The sequence below is a fragment of the Thiohalorhabdus sp. genome (assembly GCF_036628635.1).
Lineage (GTDB): Bacteria > Pseudomonadota > Gammaproteobacteria > Thiohalorhabdales > Thiohalorhabdaceae > Thiohalorhabdus.
Map to the genome: position 1 here is coordinate 18,917 of NZ_JAZKRM010000007.1, position 21,364 is coordinate 40,280.

The 21,364-nt window shown below is 66.3% G+C and carries 23 protein-coding genes; 11 read left to right on the plus strand and 12 right to left on the minus strand.

Annotated elements, in window-relative coordinates:
• Nucleotides 1–65 precede the first annotated feature (65 nt).
• The 3 genes from pstB (at nucleotide 66) to typA (ending at nucleotide 4,024) form a co-directional block, all read left to right on the plus strand.
• A complete protein-coding gene (gene pstB, locus V5A19_RS03925; RefSeq protein ID WP_443081412.1) occupies nucleotides 66–896 on the plus strand; it encodes a phosphate ABC transporter ATP-binding protein PstB in 831 nt (276 codons plus the stop codon).
• Nucleotides 897–912: 16 nt separating this feature from the next.
• On the plus strand, nucleotides 913–1,617 hold the full coding sequence (phoU, locus tag V5A19_RS03930; RefSeq protein WP_332318045.1) for a phosphate signaling complex protein PhoU: 705 nt from the start codon (nucleotides 913–915) through the stop codon (nucleotides 1,615–1,617).
• Nucleotides 1,618–2,206: 589 nt separating this feature from the next.
• Entirely contained in the window at nucleotides 2,207–4,024 is a 1,818-nt protein-coding gene (gene typA, locus V5A19_RS03935) for a translational GTPase TypA (protein ID WP_332318044.1), read from the plus strand.
• An 8-nt stretch (nucleotides 4,025–4,032) separates the two neighbouring features.
• Here the strand turns inward: typA and V5A19_RS03940 are convergent, their stop codons facing one another.
• The 10 genes from V5A19_RS03940 to V5A19_RS03985 form a co-directional block, all read right to left on the minus strand.
• Entirely contained in the window at nucleotides 4,033–4,839 is an 807-nt protein-coding gene (locus tag V5A19_RS03940) for a hypothetical protein (RefSeq protein ID WP_332318043.1), read from the minus strand.
• A 16-nt stretch (nucleotides 4,840–4,855) separates the two neighbouring features.
• Entirely contained in the window at nucleotides 4,856–5,245 is a 390-nt protein-coding gene (locus V5A19_RS03945) for a hypothetical protein (RefSeq protein ID WP_332318042.1), read from the minus strand.
• Between the two features lie 26 nt (nucleotides 5,246–5,271).
• Entirely contained in the window at nucleotides 5,272–5,724 is a 453-nt protein-coding gene (locus V5A19_RS03950; protein WP_332327713.1) for a thioredoxin family protein, read from the minus strand.
• A gap of 148 nt (nucleotides 5,725–5,872) precedes the next feature.
• The gene (locus V5A19_RS03955) at nucleotides 5,873–6,076 is read right to left on the minus strand and encodes a cold-shock protein (RefSeq protein WP_332318041.1); all 204 of its coding nucleotides are present in this window, start codon (nucleotides 6,074–6,076) and stop codon (nucleotides 5,873–5,875) included.
• 243 nt (nucleotides 6,077–6,319) lie between these two features.
• Nucleotides 6,320–6,523, minus strand: a complete 204-nt coding sequence (locus tag V5A19_RS03960) for a cold-shock protein (protein WP_332318040.1) — start codon at nucleotides 6,521–6,523, stop codon at nucleotides 6,320–6,322.
• Between the two features lie 128 nt (nucleotides 6,524–6,651).
• Nucleotides 6,652–7,431 carry a M48 family metallopeptidase gene (locus V5A19_RS03965; protein ID WP_332318039.1) on the minus strand — a complete coding sequence of 260 codons (780 nt, stop codon included), beginning with the start codon at nucleotides 7,429–7,431 and terminating at the stop codon, nucleotides 6,652–6,654.
• Nucleotides 7,431–9,050, minus strand: coding sequence for a peptide chain release factor 3 (locus V5A19_RS03970; RefSeq protein WP_332318038.1), 1,620 nt, complete (start codon nucleotides 9,048–9,050; stop codon nucleotides 7,431–7,433). Before V5A19_RS03970 ends, V5A19_RS03965 begins: the two co-directional genes overlap by 1 nt.
• A complete protein-coding gene (locus V5A19_RS03975) occupies nucleotides 9,047–9,238 on the minus strand; it encodes a hypothetical protein (RefSeq protein ID WP_332318037.1) in 192 nt (63 codons plus the stop codon). The genes V5A19_RS03970 and V5A19_RS03975 overlap by 4 nt, the downstream gene beginning before the upstream one ends.
• 126 nt (nucleotides 9,239–9,364) lie before the next feature.
• Nucleotides 9,365–9,931, minus strand: coding sequence for an HPF/RaiA family ribosome-associated protein (locus tag V5A19_RS03980; RefSeq protein WP_332318036.1), 567 nt, complete (start codon nucleotides 9,929–9,931; stop codon nucleotides 9,365–9,367).
• Nucleotides 9,932–9,965: 34 nt separating this feature from the next.
• Nucleotides 9,966–11,165 (minus strand): EAL and HDOD domain-containing protein, encoded by a 1,200-nt coding sequence (locus V5A19_RS03985; RefSeq protein WP_332318035.1) that lies wholly within the window; start codon nucleotides 11,163–11,165, stop codon nucleotides 9,966–9,968.
• Nucleotides 11,166–11,381: 216 nt separating this feature from the next.
• Between V5A19_RS03985 and V5A19_RS03990 the strand changes: the two genes are divergently transcribed.
• From V5A19_RS03990 to V5A19_RS04025, 8 genes are all read left to right on the plus strand, one after another.
• Nucleotides 11,382–13,061 (plus strand): DUF262 domain-containing protein, encoded by a 1,680-nt coding sequence (locus V5A19_RS03990; RefSeq protein WP_332318034.1) that lies wholly within the window; start codon nucleotides 11,382–11,384, stop codon nucleotides 13,059–13,061.
• 31 nt (nucleotides 13,062–13,092) lie between these two features.
• Nucleotides 13,093–14,922 carry an adenosylcobalamin-dependent ribonucleoside-diphosphate reductase gene (locus tag V5A19_RS03995; protein ID WP_332318033.1) on the plus strand — a complete coding sequence of 610 codons (1,830 nt, stop codon included), beginning with the start codon at nucleotides 13,093–13,095 and terminating at the stop codon, nucleotides 14,920–14,922.
• Between the two features lie 57 nt (nucleotides 14,923–14,979).
• Entirely contained in the window at nucleotides 14,980–15,819 is an 840-nt protein-coding gene (locus V5A19_RS04000; RefSeq protein ID WP_332318032.1) for an alpha/beta hydrolase, read from the plus strand.
• A gap of 57 nt (nucleotides 15,820–15,876) precedes the next feature.
• Complete coding sequence (locus V5A19_RS04005) at nucleotides 15,877–16,671, plus strand: thymidylate synthase (RefSeq protein WP_332318031.1); 795 nt, start codon at nucleotides 15,877–15,879, stop codon at nucleotides 16,669–16,671.
• Between the two features lie 93 nt (nucleotides 16,672–16,764).
• On the plus strand, nucleotides 16,765–17,226 hold the full coding sequence (sixA, locus tag V5A19_RS04010) for a phosphohistidine phosphatase SixA (protein ID WP_332318030.1): 462 nt from the start codon (nucleotides 16,765–16,767) through the stop codon (nucleotides 17,224–17,226).
• 111 nt (nucleotides 17,227–17,337) lie between these two features.
• Entirely contained in the window at nucleotides 17,338–17,880 is a 543-nt protein-coding gene (locus V5A19_RS04015) for an NUDIX hydrolase (protein ID WP_332318029.1), read from the plus strand.
• Nucleotides 17,881–17,995: 115 nt separating this feature from the next.
• A complete protein-coding gene (locus V5A19_RS04020) occupies nucleotides 17,996–18,598 on the plus strand; it encodes a hypothetical protein (protein WP_332318028.1) in 603 nt (200 codons plus the stop codon).
• Between the two features lie 37 nt (nucleotides 18,599–18,635).
• Nucleotides 18,636–19,232 (plus strand): hypothetical protein, encoded by a 597-nt coding sequence (locus V5A19_RS04025; RefSeq protein WP_332318027.1) that lies wholly within the window; start codon nucleotides 18,636–18,638, stop codon nucleotides 19,230–19,232.
• Nucleotide 19,233: 1 nt separating this feature from the next.
• On the opposite strand, the gene V5A19_RS04030 is transcribed toward V5A19_RS04025, so the two are convergent.
• Nucleotides 19,234–19,953 carry a uracil-DNA glycosylase family protein gene (locus tag V5A19_RS04030; RefSeq protein WP_443081411.1) on the minus strand — a complete coding sequence of 240 codons (720 nt, stop codon included), beginning with the start codon at nucleotides 19,951–19,953 and terminating at the stop codon, nucleotides 19,234–19,236.
• A gap of 40 nt (nucleotides 19,954–19,993) precedes the next feature.
• Nucleotides 19,994–21,160: a cation:proton antiporter domain-containing protein gene (locus V5A19_RS04035; RefSeq protein ID WP_332318025.1), complete on the minus strand. Its 1,167-nt coding sequence runs from the start codon at nucleotides 21,158–21,160 to the stop codon at nucleotides 19,994–19,996.
• Between the last annotated feature and the right edge of the window lie 204 nt (nucleotides 21,161–21,364).

Below are 21,364 nucleotides of genomic sequence, written 5' to 3' on the forward strand. Positions count from 1 at the left end.
AGCAGCCCAAGACCACCGAAGAACCCTCTCAGCCCACCGCGGGCGGGTCTCCCCGGCCCGATCCGATGACGGAGGAGCCTGTGGCCCCCGCAAACGAATCCTCGCCCGAGCCCCCGGTGACCGAAACCCCGGCCACCAAGGCCTCGAAGCTGACCGCTAGGGATCTGAACCTGTGGTACGGCGAAACCCAGGCCCTGTTCGACATCAACCTGGACGTCCTGGATCGTGAGGTAACCGCCCTGATCGGCCCGTCCGGCTGCGGCAAGTCGACCTTCCTGCGCTGCATCAACCGCATGAACGACCTCATCCCTAGCGTGCAGGTGCAGGGGGAGGTGGAGCTGGACGGCAAGAACATCTACGACCCGGACGTGGACGTGGTACAGCTGCGCTCACGGGTCGGCATGGTGTTCCAGAAGCCCAACCCGTTCCCCAAGTCCGTCTACGAGAACATCGCCTACGCCCCCCGCATCCACGGCGTGGCCAAAAAGGGCGGGGAGATGGACGACCTGGTGGAGACCAGCCTGCGCAAGGCCGGCCTTTGGAAGGAGGTGGCTGATCGGCTTGACGCGCCCGGCACATCCCTTTCTGGCGGGCAGCAGCAACGGCTTTGCATCGCGCGCGCCATTGCCGTGAGCCCGGAGGTGATCCTCATGGACGAGCCGGCCTCGGCCCTGGACCCGGTGGCTACCGCCACCATCGAGGAGCTCATCGATGAGCTGCGCCAGAACTACACCATCCTCATCGTCACCCACAATATGCAGCAGGCGGCCCGGGTCGCCACCTATACCGCCTTTTTCCACCTGGGCGAGCTGATCGAGTACGACGACACCGAGACCATGTTCACCAATCCCCGCGAAAAGAAAACCGAGGATTACATCACCGGGCGCTTCGGCTAAGACAGGACACCCGACAATGCCGAACAACAACGATCACCACATCAGCCACCGCTATGATCAGGAGCTCGAGGCCCTGAGGGACGACGTCCTCAGCATGGGCTCCAAGGTCGAAGAGCAGATCGAAAACGCCGTCCGGGCCCTGACCGAGGGCGACGACGAGCTCGCCGAGACCACCATCCGGTCCGACCACGCCATAAACGCCATGGAAGTGGCCGCCGACGACAAAGCGGTGTCACTGCTCGCTCGCCGCACCCCGGCGGCACGCGACCTGCGCTTCGTGATGACGGCCATCAAGACCATCACCGATCTCGAGCGCATGGGCGACGAGGCGGAGAAGATCGCCCGCCTAGCCAGGCAGCTCAACTCCACAAAGCCCCTCAAGCGGCACATGACCTTGCCCAGCATGAGCGCGGCGGTGCGCAACCAGACTCGCCAGGCGCTCGACTGCCTCGCCTCCATGGATGCCGAAGTCGCGCTGCGCGTTCACGGCGAGGACGAGAAGGTGGACGAGATGTTCGAAGGCATCTCCCGGGAGTTGCTCACGTATATGATGGAAAACCCCAACGAGATCTCGGCCAACATCGACATCCTGTTCGTGGCCAAGGCCCTCGAGCGCATCGGCGACCATTCCAAGAACATCACCGAATACGTGATCTACATGGTCCACGGCAAGGATGTCCGCCACACCAACGTCAACCGCCTGGACCTGGACAAGGGCTAGCCCTCGGTGCCGCCGCAAACAAGGCCCAAATGGCGGTTTCTACAGCGTCTGCCCCACCTCCAGTCCCGCGAAGGACTGCTCCAGCCGGCCGGAGATAACCCGAAGGCCTGCCCCTCCTTCCCGGCGCGGGCCACCGCCAGCTGGGCATTGAAGGCTATGACATGGAGCTGATCCACGCCCTTGAGGATCTCGGCCAGGCGCCCGCTGCGCCGGGCCGCGGGCAGAAAAAGCGGCTGGGCCCGGCCGTATGCGGAATACCGACCAGAGGTCTCGACGGGGAGATGGATCACCTCGATCGGTGGTAACGGCCACGCATAACCTTCGACTGGATAGCTACCCTTCCCAAGACGCTGTGGCGAAAGAACCACTCGCTGACAGCGCTATCCGCCCGGAAGGCCCGGCAGTAGCAGGCGGCTAAGCCCATTCCAACCACGCTGGGAAACTTCAATCGCGGCATTGAATCCAAAATCCCGTACCGGATTTGGGTTTATGCCCTTTTCCCCGTATCCTAAAGCCGTCCCCGCCCGGCCCCCTCTAGCGGTCCGGCGGGGATAGCGTTTTCCTAGTGAGCCACCGACGGACGTTTCCCTTGATCGAGAACCTGCGCAACATCGCCATCATTGCCCACGTCGACCACGGCAAGACCACCCTGATCGACCGGCTCCTGCAGCAATCCGGCACCCTGAGCGAGCACGGCGACGACACCGACCGCATCATGGACAGCACGGACTTGGAGAAGGAGCGCGGCATCACCATCCTTTCCAAGAACACCGCCCTCGACTGGGATGGCTACCGCATCAACATCGTGGACACTCCCGGCCACGCCGACTTCGGCGGCGAGGTGGAGCGGGTCCTTTCCATGGTGGACTCGGTTCTGCTGCTGGTGGATGCCGTGGACGGGCCCATGCCCCAGACCCGGTTTGTGACCGAGAAGGCCCTGAATCACGGCCTGGAGCCCATCGTTGTGGTCAACAAGGTGGACCGTCCCGGCTCGCGCCCCGACTGGGCCGTGGACCAGACCTTCGACCTGTTCGACAACCTCGGGGCCAACGACGACCAGCTGGATTTCCCGGTGATCTACTGCTCCGCCCTCGACGGCTACGCCTCGTTCGATTCAGAGGCCCGCGTTGGGGACATGACGCCACTGTTCCAGACCATCGTGGCCAATGTAGCCAGGCCCGATGTCGATCCCGAGGCCCCCTTCCAGCTCCAGGTGAGCGCGCTGGACTACAATTCCTATACCGGCGTCATCGGCGTCGGCCGGGTCACCCGCGGCACCGCCCGGCGCAATCAGCAAGTGAGCATCATCGACCGCCACGGCGAGACCCGCAGCGGCAAGATCAGCCAGGTATTCGGCTTCCGGGGCCTGGAGAAGGTGGAGGTGGCCGAGGCCCATGCCGGTGACATCATTTCCTTCACCGGCATCAGCCCTCTGAGCATCTCGGACACCCTCTGCGACCCCAAGGAGGTGGAGCCCCTGCCGGCGCTGACTGTGGACGAGCCCACGGTCTCCATGAACTTCCTGGTTAACAAATCGCCCTTTGCCGGCCGCGAGGGCAAGTACGTCACGTCTCGCCAGATCAAGGACCGCCTGGAGAAGGAGCTGGTCCACAATGTGGCCCTGCGCGTGGAGCCCAGCGAGGATGCGGAGAAGTTCCGGGTCTCGGGCCGGGGCGAGCTTCACCTGGCCACCCTCATCGAGACCATGCGCCGCGAGGGCTACGAGCTCGCAGTTAGCCGTCCGGAAGTGGTGATCCGGGAGATCGAGGGGGCTCGCGAGGAGCCCTACGAGCAGCTGACCGTGGACCTTCCCGAGGACCACCAGGGAACGGTCATGGAGAAGGTCGGGGAGCGGGGCGGCGAGCTCAAGGACATGACCCCGGACGGCAAGGGCCGGGTCCGGCTGGATTACGAGATCCCGGCGCGCGGGCTGATCGGCTTCCGCAGCGAGTTCCTCACTGCCACCTCCGGCGAGGGACTCATGTTCCACGTCTTCGACCATTACGGCCCCGTAAAGCCCGGCGACTACGGCCGCCGCACCAACGGCGTGCTGATCAGCATGAGCACCGGCAAGACCGTGGAATACGCCCTGTTCAATCTCCAGGACCGGGGGGCGATGTTCGTGGGCCCCGGGGAGGATTGCTACGAGGGCCAGATCGTGGGCCGCCACGTGCGCGACAACGACCTCGTGGTGAATCCCTTCAAGGGCAAGCAACTCACCAACGTCCGAGCCGCGGGCTCCGACGAGAACGTCATCCTGACGCCGCCGGAGAAGCCGTCCCTGGAAGAGGCCCTGGAGTTCATCGACGACGACGAGCTGGTGGAGGTCACACCCGAGTCCATCCGCCTGCGCAAGAAGCTGCTCACCGAGACCGAGCGCAAGAAGGCCTCGCGCGAAGCGGGGTAGGGCGCCGCCTAGCGGCGCTCGCCGTGAACGTAGTATAGGCGGGTGGGTCCGTTTTCCTCGTCCTGAGCCAGGTAGGCGGCATGCAGGTCGCCTCGGGCGTCCACGGCCAGGGCGGGGTGGCTCTGGTGACCTGGCCCGCCCGCTCCCGGCAGGGCCAGGTCGTTGCTCCACGCCTTTGGGCCCGTACGCCAGGACAGCCAGACGTCGTCGTTGCCGTCGCGGGCATCATCCCAGGCAACGGCCACCGGGGCCTTGGCCCCGCCGGCGATGGCGGGGTGCCAGTCGGGGTCGGCCTGGCCGACCATGTCGAATACCGGCTGGTTGGGCCCGAAGTGACGACCGCCGTCGGTGCTGAAGGCGGCGTAGATATCGTAGCCGCTTTTGTAGTGGCGCTTGTCCATCCAGGCGGCCCCCACATTGCTTCCGTCCAGGCGGGACAGCACCACCCGGGTGACCCCGGAGCCCTTGCCATAGCGGGCGCCCGACTTCCCCGCATCCTCGCTCACCGCTCGGGCGGGCGTGAAGGCCGCTCCATCGGGGGCGAAGGCGTGGAAGATGCGGGTATGCCCCTCCCGCCGATCCTCCCACGCCACCACCAGCCCCTCGGCGGTTACCGCCAAGGCGGGGTAAAGCTGAGGGGCCTGGGGCGGATCCGTCTCCACCCGCTCCGCTGCCCCCGTCACCAGCCCCTGGTCATCGTCGCGGACCACCGGGGCCACCACGATCCGGCGGTTGCCGCTTTCCCTGGGCGCGGCCCAGGCCACGAAGGCCCCCTCCGCTCCCGCCGCCACCGTCGCGTGTCGACCGTCGCCCATCCGCAGCGACCGGCCCTTAGGGTCCAGCCCGGAGGCCTAAGGTGCTCGAGCCAGACGCCCCCTCGTCCTCCCAGGCCACCAGGAACCCGCCCGAATCGAGGGCGGTTACTGCCGGGGCATAGGCGGGGCCCTTTTCCCGCAGCCGCACCTCCCGCTGGAAGCCCACCTTGTCCTTGGCTTTGAAGGCCGCGTAGATCCGGGCAGTGCCGCTTCGGTTGTCCGCCCACACCACCGCCACTCTTTCCCCGGAGACGGCGAAACTGCCCTGTCCGGCCGATTCCAGGTGGTGGAAGACCCGCGGGCCCTGGCTATCGGTCACCGCCAGCCGCTCGCCGAGGTCCCACGGCGCCTCGGCCGCCACGGGCGCCGCCAGAAGCACCGCCAGCAGTCCGGTCACCAACCTCACGAGCCCTCCTCCCCGGCGAACGCCGCCTAAGGCTGATCGCGGTAGGCCCCGCTCTGGATGTAGCGGTCCATCCGCTTGAACTGCCCCACGGTCTTGAATCCGGGCATCCGGAACAAGGCCGTGCCTTCGGGGTCGAGCATAGCGAACAGGGGAGTGCCCACCACCTCCAGGCGGGAGCCGCGCTCCCTCGCGGTGACGCGCTCGCCGGAAGGCAGTCTCAGGCGGTCCGCGCCCTCGGAGTCGACATAAACCAGACCGTAGTGGTCGGTGAAGCGCTCCTTGATCTCGGCATCGGAAAAGGTTTCCTGGTTGGTCCGCTCGCAGAAGGCGCAGCCCTCACGCCCGACATAGAGGAAGATCTCCTTGTCCTGCTCCTGGGCCTGACTGAGTCCCTCGTCGTAGGCCCGGAAGGGATACGCCCCGGGGGGGCTTGGCCGCCGCGGGACCGCTGGCCAGCAGGAGGCATGCCCCCACAGCAGCGGCCAGGCGCAAGGGTCGGATCTTCATGGTGGGTCCTCCGGTTGTATCCCGGATTTTCTAAAACAGAGCGCACCTCCAGGCAATCCCCCCCAAAGCAAAAGGCCCTGCCGGAGCAGGGCCTAAAGCGGTTGGGAAAGCCGACGCCGCTTACTCAGGGGCCACGCTGGTCGCCTTGGGGCCCTTGGGGCCGGTCTCGCTCTCGAAGGAAACCTTCTGGCCCTCGGTCAGGGATTTGAAGCCTTCCGCCTGGATGGCGGAATAGTGGACGAAGATGTCGTCGCCGCCGTCATCGGGGGCAATAAACCCGAAGCCCTTGGCATCGTTGAACCACTTCACGGTACCGGTACGCATTAAACACCTCGCAAAAAATAGGCAAAAAGCGTGCTCGTAGGTGGCCCGCACCCGGGACTGCGGGTTCCCCTCAGACCGAGAGCGCTCAGGCACACGTCCAAACACAGATACATTGGCTAGTTTACCCTCGCCCCTCCCCGGCCACAAGGCTTTAGGGACAGAGCGCCCGAGGTGAGGCATCCTGCCCCCCCAATAAAAAGACCCCGCCGAGCCGGCGGGGCCTTCGAAACCGTTAGGGACGGTTTACTGGGGTGACACGCTGGTCGCCTTGGGGCCCTTGGGACCGTTCTCGCTCTCGAAAGCGACGGTCTGGCCCTCGGTCAGCGACTTGAAGCCCTCACCCTGAATGGCGGAGAAATGGACGAACACGTCGTCGCCGCCGTCCTCAGGAGCGATGAACCCGAAGCCCTTGGCATCGTTGAACCATTTAACAGAACCGTTACGCATAAAAAAACCTCGAAAAAGAAAGATAAAGCGTGTCGACGGGGCTCACGATCAGGAGGGGCAAACGGGTTCGCCAAGGCCTAAAGCGCTAGGCCCGTCCATACACTCGGTGTTTCCGAGTGTACACGGATTTAGACTCCTGCCAAGGGATGGGTTCCCGGCTCATCAAAAAAATCCGAAGGCAGAAGCCGGTCGGCCAGCGCCCAGACCGGTACCTGCCCGGCGGCACGGCGCAGCTGGCGATCCAGGGCGCGGTAGTCGGGCTCCAAACGGGCCACCAGGGCCCAGAAATCGGGGGAATGATCCATGTGCACGGTGTGGGCCAGCTCGTGGACCAGCAGGTAGTGGACCACCTCCGGCGCCAGGAACAGCAGATTACGGTTGAGGTTGAGGTTGCCCCGCTCCGAGCAGCTGCCCCAGCGCCTGGCCTGGGCCCGCACGCGCACCCCCCGTGTGGTCAGTCCCAGCTCCTCGGCCACCGAGCCCGCCCAGGGCACCAGGTGGGCATGGGCGGTTCGCGCCAGCCAGTTGCACAGGGCGTCCCGGGCCCCGCGCCGGTCGGGGGCGTGCACCCGCAGCTGGCCATCAGCGCTTTCGCGAGCCCCGGCCTTGCCGCTGCCCGGGTAGACCACCGCCCATTCCCGATCCAGCGCCGGCAGGTGGATGCGCTCCGGCAGCCCCTGGTGCAGCTCCGGGTGCTCGGCCTGACGCCGGCGGACCCGTTCCAGGGCACGCTCCAGCCACTGCCGGTTGGCCGCGACCAGCTCAGGGACCTGGCGCTTGGGGAAGCCGGCGGGGACCACTACTTCCACCCGGCCGGCGGGGGAGACGTTGATCCGGGCCCGCTTGGCACGCCCGCTCTCGCGCACCGTATAGGCGGGCGGATCGGTCTCGGGCGGGGAGCCCCCCATCAGTGCTCGCGGGTGGCCCGGAATTCGATCTCGGGCCAGCGCTCGGCGGTCAGGTCCAGATTGACCCGGGTGGGAGCCAGATAGGCCAGATCGCCGCCGCCGTCCCGGGCCAGGTTCTCCTCCACCCGGCGCTCGAACTCGGCCAGGCGCTTGGGATCGTCACTTTCCACCCAGCGCGCGGTGGTGACATTGATCCCCTCGAAACGGGCATCCACGCCGTATTCGTTTTTCAGCCGCGCCGCCACCACATCGAACTGAAGCTGGCCCACGGCCCCTAGAATGAGGTCGTTGCTGACCAGGGGCCGGAACAGCTGGGTCGCACCCTCCTCGGTGAGCTGCTCCAGCCCCTTGTTCAGGGCCTTGTTCTTCATGGGATCGCGCAGGACCACGCGCCGGAACAGCTCGGGGGCGAAGTTGGGGATCCCGGTGAACTTGACCTTCTCGCCCTCGCTGAAGGTGTCGCCGATGCGGATGGTGCCGTGGTTGGGCAGGCCCACGATGTCGCCGGGGTAGGCCCCCTCCGCCCCCTCGCGCTCCTTGGCCAAAAAGACCAGGGGGTTGGGCACCTTCTGGTCCTTGGCGACACGCACGTGATGGACCTTCATGCCCTTGCGGAAGACCCCCGAGCAGATGCGCATGAAGGCGATGCGGTCACGGTGGTTGGGATCCATGTTGGCCTGGATCTTGAAAACGAAGCCGGTGAGCTTGTCCTCATGGGGATCCACCTCCCGCTGCTCGCCCTCCGCGTCGCCGCCGCGGGCGGCCTCGCCCACGGTGGCCGGGCGCGGCTGCGGCGGCGGCGCGTGGGCAACGAACTCGTCGAGCAGCTCCTCGACGCCGAAATTGTTGATGGCGGAGCCGAAGAAAACCGGGGTGAGCTCACCGCGGCGATAGGCCTCGGCATCGAACTTGTTGCTGGCCTCGGCCACCAGCTCGATCTCCTCGCGCAGCTCGGCCGCCTGGTCGCCCAGGACCTCGTCCAGCCGTGGATTGGCCAAGCCCTCGATGACCTCGCCGGTCTGCGCCCGACCACCGTGGGTGGCGCTGTATAGATGGACCCGGTCGGCCAGCAGGTGGAAGACCCCCTTGAAGCGCTGGCCCATGCCGATGGGCCAGGTCACCGGGGCGCAGCGGATGCCGAGCACCTCCTCCACCTCGTCCATGAGCTCCACCGGATCCCGACCCTCGCGGTCGAGCTTGTTCATGAAGGTCATGATGGGGGTGACCCGCATGCGGCAGACGTCCATGAGCTTGCGGGTGCGCTCCTCCACGCCCTTGGCCGCGTCGATCACCATCAGCGCCGAGTCCACCGCCGTCAGGGTGCGGTAGGTGTCCTCGGAGAAATCGCCGTGGCCGGGGGTGTCGAGCAGATTGACGATGCGGCTGCGGTAGGGGAACTGCATCACCGTGGAGGTCACCGAGATGCCGCGCTCCTGCTCCATGGCCATCCAGTCGGAGGTGGCGTGGCGCTCGGACTTGCGGCCTTTGACCGTGCCCGCGAGCTGGATCGCGCCACCGTAAAGCAGCAGCTTCTCGGTGAGGGTGGTCTTGCCCGCGTCGGGGTGGGAGATGATGGCGAAGGTGCGCCGGCGGTCGGTTTCTTGCTGGGTCGTGGTCATGCGTCGCTTTGGTTACGGCCGGGTTCGAGGAAGTCCGCCAGTATAACGGAAAGGCCTTGGGCGGGCCCAGAGCGGCGAACCGCCAGGCGGTCACGCACACAGCGGAAGGCCAGCTCTTCCCGGGCCAAAAGGCCCAGCAAGCTGTTCGGATCCGTGGCGGTAAGGAAGGGGCGACGAGTAACGGTCACGGCGGACTCCTTTGCAAATAGGAATTATTTTCATTCGCAAAGGTTAAAGGGACCCGACCGCTTCCGCAAGCCCCCGGGGTTGGTTCGGCTTAGCGCCCAGCAGGCCGGCCCGGCCCCGGCGGTGCCCTATTTCTCCGGGTGCTCCTCGCCGATGACCCGCACCATGACGGCCTGGGGCCCCTCCTCACCCATTTCCTCCAGGAAGCGGACCTCGTCGCCCTCCTTGAGGTGGTCGAGGTCCCCATTCTTGACGCTATTGCGGTGGAAGTAGATGACCCGGCCGTCAAAGGACTGCAACATGCCGAAATCCCGTTCCGGGCTCAGATTGGCCACTCGGGCATAACCCTCCTCGTCGTGGCTCTTCACCTCGCCGCGCTTCTTGTTGGCGTGGGCCTCCAGCTTGCGCTCCATGGCGTCGAAGGCGTCCCGGATGGCGACGTAGGCGTCCTCGTGGGCGTGATTATCCTTGGGGTCCCGGTTCACCACCAATTCAGTGCCCGGAACGGTCACATCCAGGCTGACATGATAGATCTTGCCCTTGTGGCTGTGCTTGTGAGGCGCCTCCACCACGACGCGGCAGCTCATGATGTGGTCGTGGAAGCGGTCGAGCTTTTCCGCCCGCTCACGGATCTTGGCCTCCATGGCGTCGGAATGGTCCATGCCGCGGAACGTCACTTCCAAGGGCAGTTGCATACCTTTTCCTCCTAAAGGCCGTAGGGGTCATTTGCTACAGGCTGTAATTGATACCCTCAGCCCATTCTAGGGCTTCCAAATAGGCTTGGCCCATTCTCTCGACGTCGCACCCCGCCCTGGCAAGGGCCGACCACTCACCCTGCTCGTACTGGAACAAGGCGGTGATAAGCTTCCCCAGCTCGCCCTCGCGGTCGATCAAGGCGGCCTTGACCCCCTCGCTCAACGGCAAATCAGCCAGCAGCTGCTTCATGGGTCGGTCCATCAAGGCATCGAGGGTGGAGAACAGCCCCACCAGAAAGGCCGACTCTGGCGCGACGCCGAAAGGGGAGGCCAGCCGGCGGGCCATCTGGGCCCGTTCCAGCGTGATCAGCTTGAGCTCCGTCGGTTTGTAATCGATCCGGGACAGCGCCAGCCAGGTCACCCAGGTGCGCAGACCCTCGATGCCCAGATACACCGTGGCCCGACGGATATCGTCTACCCGGTTGCGGGTCGGGAAATAGGCCGAATTGATCAGGCGAAGCAACCGATAGCTCAGGCTGGCGTCCTTCTCCACCAGTGCGGCCAGCTCCTCAAGATCCACCTCCGGGTCCTGGAGACGCGCTACCAGGCGCAGGATCTGGACGCGGTCGGTAGGCAGCCGGCGTTTGCTGAAGGTTTGGGGCCGGGCGAAGAAATAGCCCTGGAACAGCTCGAAGCCGAGCTCCCGGCACCGTGCCCACTCCTCCGCCGTCTCCACCTTCTCCGCGAGCAATTGGGCGGAGAAGGGTGCCAGCTCGCGAGCGTGGCGCTCCAGCTCCGCATCGGACAGGGCCTGGACATCCACCTTGATGAAATCCGCCAGGGTCGCCAGGCTTTGGTGGTCCGTATCCCACAGGAAATCGTCGAGGGCCACTCGAACCCCCGCCTGCCGCAGGACCAGCAGAGCCTCTGCCACGCGGTCGTCAACCCGGACATCCTCCAGCACTTCCACCACCATCCGGTGCTCAGCGACCGGGTGGGCGGCCAGCTGTTGGAGGGTTACCGCGGTGGCATTAATGAAGGCCCACTTGCCCCCCAGGAGATGGTCGACATCCATGTTGGTGAACAGATCGATCAGAACCGACGAGGTGGCCTGGTCGCCATCGGTCAGCTCGGCCTGCTCCGACTCGGGCGAGGCCCGGAACAGTACTTCGTAGCCGTACACCCGCATGTGTGCGTCGAAGATCGGCTGACGGGCAATTAGGGCTTGGGACATGGGGAGCCGATCAGTTGCCTACCCGGCCGAACAGGCGGCGCCCGGCCCGGCCGGCAAAGAAATGGGTCTTATGCTGGGACTATATATAGGGTCGGGCCAACGGAGCAATGCGCCCGGCAATGAGAAAGCTCGTTGGGTGCCCGCAGGGGATGGCTTGGCCCGCTCGGCGAGGGCAAGTAGGCTAGTGGCGGGGCACCCGGCAATAAGGGGAGGGCCATGCGCCAGACCATCCACGCCACCGAGCAAGAGCTGAAGCGCGTCTTCAGCGACGATTACTTTTTCCGAATCCCGGGGTACCAGCGCCCCTATTCCTGGACCCGGGACCACACCGCGACCTTGCTCGACGACTTGCTCGAGGCCCTTCCCTCGGAGGGTGCGGACGTCTACGAGAGCGCCCCCTATTTCCTGGGCTCCATCGTCCTGATCAAGGATCCCAACTTCCCCAACGCCGACGTTGTCGATGGCCAACAGCGGCTGACCACGCTAACCATCCTGCTGGCCACCTTGCGGGATCTGTCCAGCACCGACGAGGCCGAGGCTCTGCACAAGTACATCTGCGAGCTCGGGGACAAATTCAGCGGCACCGAGGACCGCTACCGGCTTCAGCCCCGGCCCCGGGACCGGATGTTCTTCCGGGACCAGGTGCAGAAGCCCAACGCCGTCACCCTCTATCATCCCGAGGAAAGCCAGCTCTCCAACAGCCATGCCAACATCCGGGAGAACACTACCCATCTCAAGCAGGAGCTGCAGAACAAAAGCTCCCGTCTTCGGGACCGTTTGGCCATGTTTTTGCTTCAGCGCTGCTTCCTGGTGGTGGTATCCGCCTCCGACCAATCCTCGGCCTACCGCATTTTCTCGGTGATGAACGACCGCGGCATGGACCTCGAGCCCACCGACATCCTCAAGGCCGACATCATTGGGGCTCTGCCTCCGGACCAGGAGCAGCACTACACCGAGCTGTGGGAAGGCCTGGAGGAAGACCTAGGGCGGGACCGCTTCGCCGACCTGTTCGGCTACCTCCGGATGATCCACCGCAAGGCCAAGGCGCGTCAGGCCCTGATGCAGGAAATCCGCGACTCGCTACGGCCCCAGGAACGCCCGCAGCAGTTCATCGAGCGCACCCTGGCCCCCATGGCACGCGCCTTCCAGACCATCGAGAACGCCGACTTCGCCCAACGCCAGCATGCTGGGCAGGTGAATAGCCACCTGATCCGCCTCAACCGGATCGACAACTCCGATTGGCTGCCCCCGGCGATCAGCTTCTTCGCCCGTTACGAGAACCACCCCAAGATCCTTCTGCCGTTTTTGGCCGACCTGGAGCGCCTCGCCTATGCCCTGTTCCTGCGGCGGGCAGCGGTCAACGAGCGCATTGACCGCTACATCCAGGTCCTCGACGCCATTGATCGCGAAGAGGACCTGTCCCACGAGGATTCCCCCCTGCAGTTGAGCTTCCAGGAGAAGGAACAGGTCCTGAAGACACTGCGAGGCCCCCTGTTCACCCATGTCCAGATCCGGCTACCGGTCCTGCTGCTGCTCGAGGATCTATTGAGCGGCGGGACCGACCGCCACTCCTACCGCATCGTCTCGGTGGAGCACGTGCTGCCCCCGACACCGGCCACTGATAGCGATTGGACGCGCCGGTTCCCCGACCCGGCCCAGCGCCATCAGCTGGTCCACAGCCTTGGCAACCTGGTCCTGATGCCCCGCACCAAGAACCCCGACGCCCAGAACTTGGATTTCCAGCGCAAGAAGGAAGAGTACCTGGGACGCAACGGCGAAACGCCCTTTGCCCTTACCGAACAGGTCCTCAAGGCCCGGAAGTGGACCCCCGAGGAGGTGGAACGGCGGCAGCGGCGCCTTGTCTCCACCCTGGTCGAGGCCTGGCGGCTGCACTGAGGGCCCCGGGCTCCGGCCCTAGGAGCACGTCATGACCGATTCACGGACCGATCCGCTGCAGACGGGCATCGCCCGCCACATTTGGCGCACCAAATACCGGCTAGCCGACGGCCCGGAGGGAACCGAAGAGACGGTTACCGCCACTTGGGATCGGGTAGCGACGGCCCTAGCCAATGCGGAGCCCGCCGATCAGACAGGCTGGCAGGCGCGCTTCCGGGCCGCCTTGGAGGGATTCCGCTTCGTCCCCGCCGGCCGCATCCTTGCCGGCGCCGGCACCGGCCGCCGGGTCACCCTGTTCAACTGCTTCGTCATGGGCCGCGTCGCCGATTCCATGGAGGGCATCTTCGACGCTCTCAAGGAAGGCGCCCTGACCATGCAGCAGGGCGGCGGCGTGGGCTACGACTTCTCCACCCTGCGCCCGCGCGGCACGGTGGTGAGCCGCAGCCGCACCATCGCCTCGGGTCCGGTGGCCTTCATGGCCATCTGGGACGCCATGTGCGCCACGGTGCTGTCCACCGGCGCCCGCCGCGGCGCCATGATGGCCACCTTGCGCTGCGACCACCCCGACATCGCCGAATTCGTCGACGCCAAGCGCGAGTCCGGCCGCCTGACCCGGTTCAATGTCTCGGTTCTAGCCACCGATGAATTCATGGAAGCCGTCCGGGCGGATGCCGATTGGCCCCTGGTCTTCCCGGCGGAGGCCCTGGCCGAGGATCAGGGCGAAGGCGGCACCGTGACCCGGCACTGGCCCGGTTTGGACGGCCCCGTCCCCTGCCGGGTGGTGCGCACCGTGGGCGCCCGGGACCTGTGGCACCGCATCATACGGGCCACCTACGACACCGCCGAGCCCGGAGTAGTCTTCATCGACCGGGTCAATCAGTGGAACAACCTCTGGTACCGCGAGCACATCTCCGCCACCAACCCCTGCGGCGAGGAGCCCCTGCCGCCCTACGGCAGCTGCAACCTGGGCTCGATCAACCTGGCCGCCTTCGTGCGCGACCCCTTCGGGGCCAACGCCCGGCTGGACCTCGACGGCATTCGCGAGCTGGTGCCCACCGCCGTGCGCATGCTGGACAACACCATCGACGCCTCGCGCTTTCCCCTGGTCCAGCAGGCCGAGGTGGAGCGGGGCAATCGCCGGGTGGGCCTGGGCATTACCGGTCTCGCCGACGCCCTGATCATGCTGGGACTGCGCTACGACAGCGCCGCCGGCCGGGCCCAAGCCGAGACCGCCATGCGCACCATCACCGAGACGGCTTACCGGGCGTCGGCGGCGCTGGCCAGGGAGAAGGGGGCTTTCCCCGACCTGGACACCGATGGCTACCTGGGGAGCGCCTTCATTGAGGGGCTGCCTGAGGACATTCGCGACAGCATCGCCGCCCACGGCATGCGCAACAGCCACGTCACCGCCATCGCCCCTACCGGAACCATCAGCCTCCTCGCGGACAATGTCTCCGCCGGCCTGGAGCCGGCCTTCGACTTCCGCTTCCGGCGTCGGGTCCTGGAGCTCGACGGCACTACCAGGGAGTATTCGGTGGAGGACTTCGCCCATCGCCTGTGGCGCCAGAAGGCCGGCGATGACGCGGCGCTGCCCGAGGCCTTCATCCGGGCCCCGGACCTTGCCCCGGCCGAGCACTTGGCCATGCAGGCAGCGTTGCAGCCGTGGGTGGATAGCTCCATATCCAAGACCGTCAATATCCCGGCGGACTTCCCCTTCGCCGATTTCCAGGACGTCTACGAGCGCGCCTACCAGCTCGGAGTCAAGGGCTGCACCACCTACCGGCCCACGGCCGAGCGCGGCGCCGTGCTGGAGGCCGGCGAGGGGCCCCACTGCTGCAGCCCGGAACGCGAAACCGACTGAGAAGGCCCTGGTCGGCCCCGCGGGCCCTGCGCGTCCCCCCGGAGAAGGATCCCCGTCATGGCCAACGCCGCTTACCTAGCCGCGCTACTGCTCCTAGGCTACCTAGTCATTGTGGCGGTGGCCTATATCAACCAGCACCGCATGCTGTACCTGCCGGATCAGTTTGGCCGGGAGCCCACCGCCACCCCCGCCGATATCGGCCTTTCCTACACCGAGGTGACGCTCACCGCCGCCGACGGCGTCGAGCTCCACGGCTGGCACGTGCCTGCCGCGGCGGAGCGCGGCGCGGTGGCCTTATTCCACGGCAACGCCGGCAACATCGGCCACCGGCTGGAGACCCTGCGCCTGCTCAACGACCTGGGCCTGGCCACCCTGATTATCGATTACCGGGGCTACGGCCGCAGCGAGGGCCAACCCTCGGAAGCCGGCACCTACCGTGACGCCGAGGCCGTATGGCACCACCTGAGCGAGGAACGGGACATCGATCCCGACCGCATCGTGGTCTTCGGCCGCTCCCTCGGGGCCGCCATAGCTGCCCGCTTGGCCGCCCGCCACACCCCCGCCGCCCTGATCCTGGAGTCCCCCTTCACCTCGGTCCCCGAGCTGGCCGCCGAGATCTACCCCTATCTGCCGGTGCGCTGGCTCAGCCGCTATCGCTACGCCACCGCCGACTACGCCGCCCAGGCTGCCTGCCCGCTACTGGTCATTCACAGCAGCGACGACGACATCGTGCCCATCGCCCACGGCCGGGCGGTGTATCAGCGCGCTTCCGGTCCCAAGCGCTTCCTCGAGCTCACCGGTGGGCACAATGCGGGTTTCGTGGAGAGCCACCGGATCTACCGCGAGGGCTGGGCGGCCTTCCTGGCCGAGCACCTGGACCAGGCCAAAGCCCCCTGACTCCTGCCCCCTGTCTTGGGGTATCCTAGAGGGGCTGTCACCCCAAGGAAAGGCGCCATGCGCAACTACCTCGACCTGCTGCGCCACATTCGCGAAAACGGCACACCCAAGGAAGACCGCACCGGGGTGGGCACCTATTCGGTTTTCGGCGCCCAGATGCGCTTCGACCTGACTGCCGGCTTCCCCGCGGTCACCACCAAGAAGCTGTTCTTCCGGGGGGTTAAGGAGGAGTTGCTGTGGTTTTTGCGCGGCTCCACCGATGCCCGCGAGCTTCAGGAAAAGGGCGTCCACATCTGGGACACCTGGGCGGACGCCGACGGCGATCTGGGCCCCATTTACGGCTACCAGTGGCGCTCCTGGCCCACCCCCGACGGCGGCCATATCGACCAACTCCGCCAGGTCCGGGAGGCCCTTCGGACCAACCCGGATAGTCGCCGCCATGTGGTCTCCGCCTGGAACGTGGCCGATCTCGATCGCATGGCCCTGGCCCCCTGCCACGTCCTGTTCCAGTTCTACGTGGCCGAGGGCCGGCTGTCCTGCCAGCTCTACCAGCGCTCGGCGGATATGTTCCTGGGGGTGCCGTTCAACATCGCTTCCTACGCCCTGCTCACCCAACTGATGGCCCGCGATCTGGGCTACGGCATCGGCGATTTCATCCATACCCTGGGCGACGCCCACATCTACACCAACCATATACAAGCGGTGGACACTCAGCTGGCTCGATCCCCCCTTCCGGCTCCCGCCCTATGGCTCAACCCGGCGGTCACCGAGCTGTTCGCCTTCACCGGCGACGACATCGCCTTGGAGGGTTACCAAAGCCATGGTCGCATCCCGGCGCCGGTGGCGGTGTAGCGCTTGCGGGCATTCCGGGTTGAAAAGTGGCTCTACCGGACCAATGCTTGATTGGAGGGCCTGATCCATCCACCGCCAATCAAGGAGGGGAGCATGCTCTTTCTGGTGCAGCACGGCGAAGCGACCACCAAGGATCAGAATCCCGACCGGCCACTGACCGAGCGCGGCGAGGTGGATATCCGCAACCTCGGCCAATTTCTGGAGCAGGCCGGGGTGCGGGTGGAGACGGTGCTGGAAAGCGGCAAGCTCCGCGCCCGCCAGACGGCGGAGATCCTGAGCGAGTACCTAACACCAGGCTTGGCCCCGGAGGAGATGGCCGGTCTGGGGGCCACCCAACCGGTGGGGCCGGTGATCGACAAGATCCGGGAGCGGGACCGCCCCATCATGCTCGTCAGCCACATGCCTCTTGTGGGTGCGCTTGCCGGCGAGCTCGTGGCGGGGGCCGAGGATCGCCCGCCCGTTGCCTTCCGGCCGGGGACCGCCGTGGCCCTGGAGTGGGCGGAGGAGCAGGGATGGCAGGTGGCCTGGATGATCCGGCCGGAGCTGCTGCGTTAGCCGACCCCCAGCGATTGCCCCGTAGCAGAGGGCGACCTACCCTTGCCTCCCGGCAAGTCCCCAAGGCCTTCGCCCGCCAAGCTGCCCTTGTAACCCCCACTCGGGAGCCCTATGACCAGCCACCACCAGGCGCCCCAACGTCTGTCCGAACGCTTGCGGTACCAGGGCCGCAAGTTCGGTTTCGAAGCCGCTGGCTTGCGTCTGCCCAACGGCGCCGAGGGCGAATTTGAAACCATCCGCCACCCGGGCGGGGCCATGGCGGTACCGTTGCTTGCCGATGGCCGCTTCGTGGTGGTTCGCCAGTACCGCTTCCCTCTGGAAGGCTGGCTTCTGGAATTCCCGGCCGGCACCCTGGAGCCCGGCGAGGCGCCGGAGACAACCATCCGGCGCGAGCTGGAGGAAGAGACGGGGTACCGCGCCGGTCGCTGGTCCGACCTGGGCAGCTTCCCCCTGGCCCCGGCCTATTCCGACGAATCCATCCACGCCTATTTGGCCTGGGACCTGACTCCGCTGGCCGCGCCGCCGGCCCAGGATGCCGACGAGGACATCCAGACCCTGACCATGGCGGCGCTCGATCTGGAAGCCGCCGCTTTTGCGGGCGAGGTGGACGCCAAGACCATCGGGGGCTACTGCCTGGCCCGCTCCCGCTTATAACCGGAAGATCCGGGCCGGGCCGCCTTGCCTGGCCACGGACACACGGCTAAGGTTCCGGGTAGGCGGAAGGCTCGGCCGCGTCTCCTCGCCATCCCCACAACCCCGGAGAGGGGCATTGGAAACGCTCGGGATCACTCGCTTCGAGGACCTGGTGGCCCATCTTGACGGGCTCACCGATGCTGCCTGGGGCGCCTCCTTGGATAGCGAGGCTGTGGCCTTCGTCGCCGCCGTCCGGCGACGACTGGTGCGCATCCACAACTACTTGACCGACCGTCCCCACGATACCGAACCGGAAACGGTCCCCAGGGAAAAGGCGATAACGGACCTCGGCGACCTGATCGAGCAGTTCGGCCAGATTAGCGAGGCTGCCCGCGGTGCCGGGCTTTCGACCACTGTTACCCATTACCTGCATACGGCCCGTCTGCGCCTGCGCTTCACCCTCAGCGGCCAGGGCGGCCGCCGCATCATAAACCGCAACGAGCGTACCGGGGAAGCCCACTTGCGGTGGGACCAGGGTCAGATGACCGCGGAGGTGGTGGATAGCTCCGCCTCCGGCTTTGGCGTAGTAAGCAAGAACCCCGTGCCGGAAGACGCGGTGGTGGAAGTCACCACCGAGGAGGAGGGTTCGCGGCGCTGCTACGGTTGTGTGGTGGTTTTCTGCGAACAGCAGCCCTTCGATTACCACATCGGCCTGGAAATCTTTGCCTACAAGCAGTAGGCAGGCCGCCGCAACAGGCCCGGGAAAGGGCGGAACCATGGACCAAGCCCCCGTCCGCGATTTTGCCCACCTTTTAGCCCGTCTACAGGGCCTCGCCGAAGGCGCCGCCCAAGGCGGCAGCGATCCCATGGTGGCGCACCTGCAAAACCTCCAGCGACGGGTGTGGGCCATCCATGATCACCTGATGCCGGCGGCGCCCATCGAGAAGCCTCCCGCCCCCGAAACGAGCCCTCCCCTGGGCCCCACGGAAACCGTTGCCGCCTTCCTCGCCCTTGTGGACGCCGCCGAGGAGGCCGGCATCCACTTCACGCTGGTGGACTTTTTGCGCAATGCCGGCCACCGCCTGGACAAAGTCCAGCGCGGTACTCCGGACAAACACCTAGCCCCTCGCCACCCGGAGGAGGGTGAGGCCCGCCTGGAGCACGGCAGCACCAGTCACACGGTATGGGTTGCCGAATCCTCATCATTCGGCTTGGGCGTGGAAATCGATACCCTCTTGGCCCCCGATCAGGTGGTGCGGCTTGTGGTCACCGAGGCTTACGGGGCCACCACCTACGAATGCCTTAGGCCGCATACCCGACCCAAGGGCGATGCCTACCACCTGGGCCTAAAGATCTTCGCCGTTCGAATCTGACTCAGTCCGGCAAGGGGACCCCCTGGGCCGCCAGCGCCTCCTCCATCAGCGGTGCCCAGCCCTGGTTGGCCTTGGGGCTGGCCGGACTGGGATGGGGCACCGAGCCCACGCTAATCCCGTTGTTCGCGACTACGGCCCTTATGCGGCGCTCGGCGAAGCGGCCGATGCCCACAACCCACCGCGGCCGCAGCGTCTCGATAGTGGCCGCCAGGGCCCGGTCGCACACGGCGAATAGGGCCTCCCGCTCCCCTCTGGGCAGGTTGTCGGGGGTCCAGTTGCGACCACTGGCCTCCATGAAAACCAGGGGACAGTAGTTGGCCACGAAAAAACGCTCGAAAAAGGCCTCCGGCGACCCGAAGCGCTGCCGGGCCCATCCCCAGAGGCGCTGCCCGCTTACCTCGCCCCGGGGACAGGCGAAACCCTGGACGGGACGCTTGGGATGCTCAGCCTCGGGGTTGCTCACCTGCCCTTCGATGCCTAACCAGTCCCGCACAAGGTCCTTGTCCCCGAAGGGCACCCCGGTCTGGGCCATGCCGTAGGGGCCGGGATTCATGCCCACCAGAAGGACCTCCCGGGGCGGCCGCCCGAAGCGCTCCAGGTAACGCTTGTGCGGCTCCCAGGCGTAGTCCAGGGGGTTGTAGACGTGGATCACCGGCGGCCCAAAGGCAAGGGCGTCCGTGCCCCGGCGCAGGTCGTCGGCGATGGCGGTCAGACCGGCGATGGCATCAGCTCCCTTGGGTCCCGGTGCTCGGCGGGGCTTACTAATCCTGCCTCAGGGCCGCGGTACCGGCGATGGGCGAGGGATAACGCAGGCCGATGGCGTAGGATGAGACGATGAAGGTGACCACGGTGGCGAACTGCAGCAGATAGGAGGCGCGCTCACCAATCACGCCCCCCTCCACCGCCACCAGGGCGACGAACAGGGCGAACTCGCTCATCTGGCCCAAACGCCAGCCCACCTCGGACGCCAGCGGCCGCTGCTCCCGGACCAAGCCCAGGAACCCGCGGAACGCCAGGGGCTTGAGCACCAGCAGACCGCCCGCCAGCACCAGCCCGGGGATCAGCACGTCCCCCAGGACGAACAGATCCAGCCCCGCACCCAGGGCGAAGAAATACAGCACCAGGAAGAAGTCCCGCAGCGGCCTAAGGCTTTCGGCGATAAAGCGGGCGATGGGACTGTTGGCCACCGCGACCCCCGCCAGGAAGGCACCGATCTCGTAGGACAGGCCCATGGTCTTGCCCAGCTCGGCAACACCTAGGCACCAGGCAATGGCGGTCAAAAAGACATACTCCTGGACCCGGTCGAACCGCCGCCACAGGGGGCGCAGAAGGTAACGTTCGGCGCCAAAGGCCACCGCGATCAGGACCGGCAGGCCCACCAGCAGCCAACCCATGGCCTGGGGCCCGGCGGCGTCGGTACCCAGGCCCTGCAGCGCGATCAGGGTCACGATGGCCAACAGGTCCTGCAGCAGCAGCACGCCGATGACGATCTCGCCGATGTGCTGATGGTGCAGGGCGGTCGCCGGCAGCAGCTTGAGGCCGATGATGGTGCTGGAGAACATGGAGGCGGCACCGACCACCAAGCTCTCGGCCAGGGTAAAACCGAAGCCCCAGGCCACCGCGAAGCCGAAGGCAGCGAACAGCGCCGAGCTGCCCAAAGTGGTCAGGGTCACCGCGGAGAAAAGCTGCACCAGCTTCTGGGGGTGCAGGTTCAGTCCCAGCAAAAACAGCAGGAAGATGACCCCTAGCGAGGCCGCCTCCTTGATGAGGTCGGGGCTACCGACCCACCCCAGCGCAGACGGCCCCAGCAGGATGCCCAGCAGGATGTAACCCACCAGCAGGGACTGGCGGGCATACAGCGCCCCGGTAGCGGCTAGGGCGGCACCCACAAAGATCAGAAACAGGGCGAACAGGACGGGTTCGTGCACGGTAAGGCCTCGGAAACTGGGCGATTGCGGCCGCGGGGCTCAGGTGGGGTCCACCGGATCCGGGGTCATCGGCTGCGGCGGCTTGGGCCGCCGGGGCAAATCAAGCCGTGCCGGGGTAACGCCATCGGCCGCCGATGACTGGCCCATGACCCAGCCGCCGGCCTCGGAGCACAAATAGGCGCTCAGGCGGGCGATATCGGCCGG